Source organism: Kitasatospora sp. LaBMicrA B282, assembly GCF_050325825.1.
Taxonomy (GTDB): domain Bacteria; phylum Actinomycetota; class Actinomycetes; order Streptomycetales; family Streptomycetaceae; genus Kitasatospora.
In genome coordinates this window covers 1-6,959 of the sequence record NZ_JBNQTI010000277.1, presented here as the reverse complement: position 1 = coordinate 6,959, position 6,959 = coordinate 1, and the positions used below count along the sequence as shown (strand labels likewise).

General features: G+C 75.4%; 7 protein-coding genes and 1 pseudogene. 4 read left to right on the top strand and 4 right to left on the bottom strand.

Annotation, left to right across the window (positions count from 1 at the left end; all coding sequences use genetic code 11):
• Both ACQRUO_RS37965 and nagA read left to right on the top strand, forming a co-directional pair.
• On the top strand, positions 1-331 hold a 331-nt coding region (locus tag ACQRUO_RS37965), incomplete at its 5' end, for an ROK family protein (RefSeq protein ID WP_428320739.1).
• Positions 328-1,509, top strand: coding sequence for an N-acetylglucosamine-6-phosphate deacetylase (nagA, locus tag ACQRUO_RS37960; protein WP_428320738.1), 1,182 nt, complete (start codon positions 328-330; stop codon positions 1,507-1,509). The genes ACQRUO_RS37965 and nagA, both read left to right, overlap by 4 nt.
• Positions 1,510-1,644: 135 nt before the next feature.
• Here the strand turns inward: nagA and ACQRUO_RS37955 are convergent, their stop codons facing one another.
• Together ACQRUO_RS37955 and ACQRUO_RS37950 are read right to left on the bottom strand one after the other, a co-directional pair.
• Positions 1,645-2,658: a hypothetical protein gene (locus ACQRUO_RS37955; protein ID WP_428320737.1), complete on the bottom strand. Its 1,014-nt coding sequence runs from the start codon at positions 2,656-2,658 to the stop codon at positions 1,645-1,647.
• Positions 2,659-2,855: 197 nt separating this feature from the next.
• Positions 2,856-4,706, bottom strand: a complete 1,851-nt coding sequence (locus tag ACQRUO_RS37950; protein WP_428320736.1) for a diguanylate cyclase domain-containing protein — start codon at positions 4,704-4,706, stop codon at positions 2,856-2,858.
• A 326-nt stretch (positions 4,707-5,032) separates the two neighbouring features.
• On the opposite strand from ACQRUO_RS37950, the gene ACQRUO_RS37945 reads away from it, so the two are divergent.
• Positions 5,033-5,548: a flavin reductase family protein gene (locus ACQRUO_RS37945; protein WP_428320740.1), complete on the top strand. Its 516-nt coding sequence runs from the start codon at positions 5,033-5,035 to the stop codon at positions 5,546-5,548.
• Positions 5,549-5,597: 49 nt separating this feature from the next.
• Here ACQRUO_RS37945 and arfB read toward each other — a convergent pair whose 3' ends face one another.
• Positions 5,598-6,029: an alternative ribosome rescue aminoacyl-tRNA hydrolase ArfB gene (gene arfB, locus ACQRUO_RS37940; protein ID WP_428320735.1), complete on the bottom strand. Its 432-nt coding sequence runs from the start codon at positions 6,027-6,029 to the stop codon at positions 5,598-5,600.
• Positions 6,030-6,144: 115 nt separating this feature from the next.
• On the opposite strand from arfB, the gene ACQRUO_RS37935 reads away from it, so the two are divergent.
• Complete coding sequence (locus ACQRUO_RS37935; RefSeq protein ID WP_428320734.1) at positions 6,145-6,630, top strand: hypothetical protein; 486 nt, start codon at positions 6,145-6,147, stop codon at positions 6,628-6,630.
• A gap of 114 nt (positions 6,631-6,744) precedes the next feature.
• Here the strand turns inward: ACQRUO_RS37935 and ACQRUO_RS37930 are convergent.
• Positions 6,745-6,959, bottom strand: a pseudogene (locus tag ACQRUO_RS37930) (hypothetical protein); the annotation flags it as partial.

Here is a 6,959-nt window from a genome sequence, read left to right as displayed (position 1 = left end):
CGGCGCCCCGGCGGCCGACGCCGCCGACTGCGCCCGGGCCGTGGCGGCCGGCGACCCGCGGGCCGGCGCCGTCTGGCAGCAGGCGGTGGACGCCCTGGCCGACGGCATCGTGCTGGCGCAGAGCCTGCTCGACCCCGCCATGGTGATCGTCGGCGGCGGCCTCGCCGAGGCCGGGGAGACGCTCTTCACCCCGCTGCGCGCGGCGGTGACCGAGCGGCTCACCTTCCAGATGCCCCCGCGGGTCGTGCCCGCCATGCTCAAAGACACCGCCGCCGCTCTGGGCGCCGGACTGCTCGCCTGGGACCTGCTCTCCACGGAGGTGACCGCGTGACGACCGCGGACCGTACTGTCCTGTCCGGTGCCCGCCTGGTGCTGCCCAGCGGGGTGGTGGAGAGGGGCCGGCTGGCCTTCGAGGGCGCCACCATCACCACGATCGACGGCGCCGACGGCACCTCCCCGGCCCCCGGCGAGCTGGACCTGACCGGCTACACCGTGGTCCCCGGTTTCGTGGACCTGCACGTGCACGGCGGCGGCGGCGCCTCCTACGCCTCCGGCATCGCCGAGGAGGCGCTCACCGCCGCCCGCACCCACCTCGAGCACGGCACCACCACCACGATCGCCTCCACCGTCACCGGGGAGATCGACGAGGTCTGCCGGCAGGCCGCGGTGCTCTCCGAGCTGGTCGAGGACGGGGTGCTGGCGGGCGTCCACTTCGAGGGGCCGTTCATCTCCCCCGGCCGCTGCGGGGCGCACCGCCCCGACCTGCTGCGCGACCCCGACCCGGCGCTGGTGCGCAAGCTGGTGGACGCCGCCCGCGGCACCGCGAGGATGGTCACCCTGGCGCCCGAGCTGCCCGGCGGCCTGGACTCGGTGCGGCTGCTGGCCGACCTCGGGGTGATCGCGGCGGTCGGCCACACCGACTCGGACTACGCCAAGACCCTGGAGGCGATCGAGGCGGGCGCCACCGTCGCCACCCACCTGTTCAACGCGATGCCGGGCATCCAGCACCGCGCCCCGGGCCCGATCGTGGCGCTGCTGGAGGACGAGCGGGTCACCGTCGAGCTGATCAACGACGGCACCCACCTGCACCCCTCGGTGCTCGACCTGGCCTACGGCACCGCGGGTGCCGAGCGGGTCGCGCTGATCACCGACGCGATGGGCGCGGCCGGCATGGGCGACGGCCTCTACCCGCTCGGCCCGCTGCAGGTGCGGGTGGAGCAGGGGGTGGCCCGGCTGGTCGAGGGCGGCTCGATCGCCGGCTCCACGCTGACCCTGGACATCGCCTTCCAGCGCGCCGTCACGGTCAACGGGCTGAGCCTGAGCGAGACCGTGCAGTCGATCTCCACCACCCCGGCCCGGCTGCTCGGCCTGGCCGACCGGGTCGGCTCACTGGCCGTCGGGCTGCAGGCCGACCTGGCGATCCTGGACTCCGCCGACCACCGGCTGGTGGGCGTGGTGCGGCGCGGCGAGTGGATCAGCGGCGCCGAGCGGTTCCCGAGCCGGAGCTGAGCGCCCCTCAGGTTCCGCCGGGACTCCCGGCCACCGGGGCGGACGAACGCACGGGGCCCGGTCCGCGTCTGCGGACCGGGCCCCGACGGGTGCTCCCGGGCGGCCCACCGCCCCGGCGGTGCCGCCTACCCGGCGTCAGCCCGCCGCGCTGCCACCGGCGGCGCCGGGCGACGGGTAGGAACCGGTCAGGTCCTTGCTGGTGATCGCGACCTGGTCCAGCAGCACCGGGCCGCCGCCCGGCACCGAGACCGTCACGGTGTTGCTGCCGGCCTGGAACTGCGGCCATATGTACGTGTAGGACCAGGCCTTGGTCGGATCGCCGTCGCCCCAGCTCTTGAACGTGGTCCCGCCCTGGTGGTCCTGGCCGTTGACCGCGACCGCGACGTGCACCGGGCTGCCGCTGGAGTTGTTGTAGTGCAGCCAGAGGCTGTACGTGCCGGCGGTGGCCACGTTCACCGTGAAGGTCGCCGAGGAGCCCTGCGGCATGGTCAGGTAGCTGCCGTCCGCGGAGATCGCGCCCTTGACCGAGGTGGCCGAGGTGGCGTTCTGCGGCTGCGCCGCGGAGGCGTCCAGGAAGGCCGGCGCCCCGGTGAAGCTGCCGGGCGAGGGCGAGCCGGACGGCGCGGACGACGCGCTGCTGCTGCCGCCGGCGGAGGCCGAGGGCGAGTGGCCGCCGGCACTGGTCGCCGGTGCCGGAGCCGGCGGGGCGGCGTTGTCCTTCTTGCCGTCGTTGCCGGAGAGCGCGATCCCGGAGCCGATCGCGATCGCCGCGACCACCGCGACCACGCCGATCACCGGGCCCTTGCCGCGCCCGCGCGGGGCCTCCTCGCCCGGCTGCGGGCGGGACCGCTCGGCGTACCGGGAGGGCTGCGGCAGCTGGGTGGTGGCCTCCGCCCCCGGGCCGTACGGGCCGCGCGGCTGCTGCGGGTAGGGCGGGCGGTAGCCGGGCCCCTGGTGCTGGGGCGGCGCGCCGTACTGGGCCCGGCCGACCTCCATCGGGCGGGTGTACGGGGTGCGCGGCACGCCGGGCGCGCGGCCGGGCGCACCCTCGCCGTCACCGCCCTCGGAGCGGTACAGGTACGCGAACGGATCGTCCTCGGCGGGCGGCTGCTCGGCGCCCTCGGGCCCCTGGGTGTTGTCGGCTGTCATCGCGTGTGGTCAACTCCCCGTGCCATGTCCGGACCCCGTTCCGGTGGCACCCTACCCGGCGGGCCCGCGGAGCGGGTAAGCCGCTCGCCGGGGCGGCGCCGCCCGAACGGCCCGCCGATGACCGCCCATCGGCCCCGCCGCGCCCCACCGACCGCGCGTGGCAGGCCGGTTGACCGCCGCCGGGGCGGCCGGGGAGCCTAGACCGCCCGGCGGTGCGAGCGTTCCCCGCGAGCCCCGCGCAGCGCTCCGCCGCGCGCCCGCTTCTCGTCGTACATCCGCTTGTCCGCGGTGTGCAGCACCTCTTCGATGCTCATCCCGCAGCCCGCCCAGCCGATGCCCATGCTGACCCCGACCCGGACCACCCGGCCGGCGACCCGCATCGGCGGCACCACCGCGGTGCGCAGCCGCAGCGCCAGGTCGGCGGCCTCCTCGCAGCCGATGCCGTCGGCCAGCACGACGAACTCGTCGCCGCCCAGCCGGGCCACCGTGTCGCCCTCCCGGACCGCCTGCTGCAACCGCCGGGCCACCTCGCGCAGCACCTCGTCGCCGGCGCTGTGCCCGAACCGGTCGTTGACCGACTTGAACCCGTCCAGGTCGCAGAAGAGCACCGCCAGGCCCTTGGGTGCCGCCGCGGCCGCCGCCGAGCGCGAGCGCCCGCGCCAGGGCTCCTGGGCGGCCGGCTCGCCCGGCACCACCGCGTGCACGTGCTCGACCGCGGGAGCGCCGTACCCGGCCACGTCCGGCACCCCGGACCGGTCGGAGTAGCCGTGCACCAGGGTGCCGCGCGGCGCGGCCCCCCAGAGGCCCTCCAGCGACCCGCCGGCGGGCTCCAGCACCTCCTGCCCCGTCCGCGGGCTGTGCGGCCCGTACAGGCCCAGCGGGCCGTGTCCGGCGGCCGCTCCCTCCAGCGCGCACGGCACGGCCTCGGCGGCCCCGTGCTCGGCGGCCCCGCCGGGGCCCTGGGGCAGCGGACAGAGCCGGCGGGCCAGCCGGGCCCGCAGCTCGGCCCCGTTCGGCAGCCCGGTGAGCGCGTCGTGGCTGGCCCGGTGGGCCAGCTGCAGCTCGTGGCGCTTGCGGTCCTCGATGTCCTCGACGTGGGTGAGCAGGAAGCTCGGGCCCTCGGCCGAGTCCGCGACGATCGAGTTGCGCAGGCAGACCCAGCGGTAGCCGCCGTCCCGGCGGGCCAGCCGCAGCTCGGCCCGGCCGCTCTCGGCGCTGGTCCGCTCCAGCAGGGTGCGGTCCTCCGGGTGCACCAGGTCCAGGAAGCTCTGCCGGCGCAGCGCGGCGCGCGGGCGGCCGAGCAGCCGGCAGAGCGCGTCGTTGACCCGGGTGAGCTGGCCGCGCGCGGCGCCGTGCAGCTCGGTGATCGCCATCCCGCTGGGGGCGTACTCGAAGGCGTGCCGGAAGCTCTCCTCGCTGGCCCGCAGCGCCTGCTGCTCCTTCTCCAGCCGGGCCAGCGCGCGCTGCATCTCCGCGCGTAGCCGGGCGTTCCCGATCGCTATCGAGGCCTGCAGGGAGAACATCTCCAGCGCCTCGCGGGTCCAGGCGCCGGGGCGCTTGCCGCTGCGCGGGCGGTCCACGCTCAGCACGCCGAGCAGCTCGCCCCCGGGGCTGTACATCGGGGCGAGCAGGCCGTCCTCGGGGTGCCAGTCGTTGGCGTAGACCGGCAGCGGGCCGTCGCCGGTCCACCGCGGGATGTCGGGGTTGACCGCCCAGCCGCGGTCGTGGGGCAGGAAGCGCAGGGTCCCCCAGTGGTCGCTGACCGCCAGCAGCCGGTCCCAGGACTCCCGGGAGCCGACCTGGCCGAGCAGCACCGCGGGGCCGCCGTAGTCCCGTTCCTCGTACTCCCAGACGGCGGCGACCACCAGGTCCCCGTCCGGCCGCACCAGGGAGAGTGCGGCAGCGTCGAAGCCGAGCCCGTGCACCGAACCCTCGACCACGGCCTGCAGGGTGCCCGCCAGGCTGCGGGCAGCATTGAGGTCCGCCACGACCCGGTGCAAGGTGCGGAGGGTCGCGAGGCGGACGTACGGCTCCGACTCGGCTTCCATGCGGGGGCTCCCCGGCTTCTTCGGATAGGTCTTGATGGTTATCGTCCGATTGCCAGAAGAACTGAATCACAGCGAGCACAGCAATCGGCACGCTCGGTCAGCAATAGGTCGTCACTTGTGACTCAAATCACACAACGCATAGACAGGCAAACCCGGTTCATCCCGGTCATGCCCGGACACCATGCAGCGATGGCCGGATTCCGGTTCGATCGGGTACGGCCAAGCCCCCGCACGGGCCGTCGGTGCGCCGGCAGAGGGTCTGGGGGCCTAGGACCACCGCCGGATGCCGCAGCCGCCGAGCGGGGACTACCGTGCGGTACGTGTCCATGTCGCCGCAGTCCAGCACTGCTCCCCTCGCCTCTCCGGACGAGTTCCGGGCCGCTCTGTCCCAGCTCGCCGCCGGCGTAGCCCTGGTGACCGTCCGCGATGCGGGCGAGGACGCCGGAATGACGGCGACCTCGTTCCTCTCCGTCTCGCTGGAGCCGCCGCTCGTGCTGATCTCGGTGCGCGAGGACTCCCGGATGGACGAACTGCTCTCCCGGGTCGACCGCTGGGCGGTCTCGCTGCTCGGCGAGCAGCACCGCACGATCGCCTCGCGGTTCGCGATGAAGGGACGGCTGAGCGACCGGCTGCTGTTCGCCGACACCCCGCACACGCCCGGCCCCGCCACCGGCGCGCCACTGGTCACCGGGGCACTGGCCACCGTGGAGTGCCACACCGAACAGCGGATAGCGGCCGGCGACCACACCCTGCTGATCGGCCGGGTGCTGGAGGCCCGGGTGCCGGCGCCGGACGGGCGCCCGCTGCTCTACTTCCGCGGCGGCTACCGCAAGCTGGGCTGACCGCCGGGCCCGCCGGGCGCCGGGGCCAGGGGCCAGTCGGGGCCAGGGGCTAGTCGGGGCGCAGCGGCCCGCGACCGCGCTTCAGCTCGGCGCGGTGCTTCTTGTTCGTCAGGCGGCGCTCCACCATGCCGCGGCTGGGCTTGGTGGCCCGCCGCGCCTTGGGCGGGGGCGCGGTCGCCTCACCGAGCAGCGCCGCCAGCCGGGCGGCCGCCACCTCCCGGTTGCGCCACTGCGAGCGGTGCTCGCTGGCCCGCACGACCAGTACCCGGCCGTCGACCAGGCGGGAGGCCAGGCGGGTCAGGGCGCGCTGCTTCCACACCTCGGGCAGCGCGGCCGAGGCGACCAGGTCGTAGCGCAGCTCGACCTGGGTGTCGGAGGTGTTGACGTGCTGGCCACCGGGGCCGCTGGAGCGGGAGAACCGCCACTGGAGCTCGGCCTCCGGAACCTCCACCGAGCCCCGCACGCGAATGGGCTCGGGCATGCGCCCATCATCCCCGTCCGGCCCCGCGCAGTCACCCCGTTTACCGAGGGTCCACCGCGGTCGGAACCGGGCGGAGCACGGTGGACCGGCGGCCGGATCCCGGCAGAATGTCCCTGTGATCGAGCTCGGCTACTCCCTCTCCGTGCGGTTCCCCGACCCTCCGCAGACCGACTACCGCACCGCCTCGGTGCAGGCGCTGCGCCACGACCTGTTCTGCGGCGACGTCTACCTCGCCGAGGACGAGCAGGAGTTGTCCACAGCCTGGGGATGGGTCCCGGTGCTGGACTTCGCCTGGGCGCTGTGCGACATCGTCGAGCGGCTGGACGCCGACCCGCGGGGCAGCCGCTCGGCCGCACTGCAGCGGGCCGACCTGGACTTCACCCAGTCCACCGAACTGCTCCGGTTCGCCCGGCGGTTCGGCCTGGTGGAGGTGTCGGCGACCTGGCTGGACGAGGAGCCGCTGGTGCTGCGGCACGCGGAGCTGCGGCGCGAGGCGCGCGACTTCCTGCAGGACGTGCTGGCCGATCTGACCGATCTGCACCCGGAACTGGCCGACAACCCGAACATCTGGACCGTTCAGGCCCGCTTCCCGCGGATCTGACCGTCGGCGCCGCCCGGCTCCGGAACGGGTCGAGCCCGGCTCGAATCCGAGCCGGGCTCATGTTCTGCGGGCTCCGGGGCTCCGGGCTGTCCGGGCTCCGGGCCGCCGGGCAGGTCAGCCGCGGTCGCGGGTGGCCCGCCGCAGCTCGGCGAGGTCCAGCAGCTCGGTGTCGTCCTCCGGCGTGAGGTCGACCACCTCGGGCCGGTCCCGCTCGGCGGCCACCTCGTCGCCCAGCACGTCCGCCAGGTCCTCGTGCGGCTCGTGCGCCGCCCGCTCCGGGCGGCCCACCGTGACCGGCGCCGCGGACGGTGCGGACCGCTCCACCTGCG

Coding starts and splice junctions, on each gene's coding strand:
- ACQRUO_RS37955 (WP_428320737.1), bottom strand. CDS start 2,658: ATGACAGCCGACAACACCCAGGGGCCCGAGGGCGCCGAGCAGCCGCCC.
- ACQRUO_RS37950 (WP_428320736.1), bottom strand. CDS start 4,706: ATGGAAGCCGAGTCGGAGCCGTACGTCCGCCTCGCGACCCTCCGCACC.
- ACQRUO_RS37945 (WP_428320740.1), top strand. CDS start 5,033: ATGTCGCCGCAGTCCAGCACTGCTCCCCTCGCCTCTCCGGACGAGTTC.
- arfB (WP_428320735.1), bottom strand. CDS start 6,029: ATGCCCGAGCCCATTCGCGTGCGGGGCTCGGTGGAGGTTCCGGAGGCC.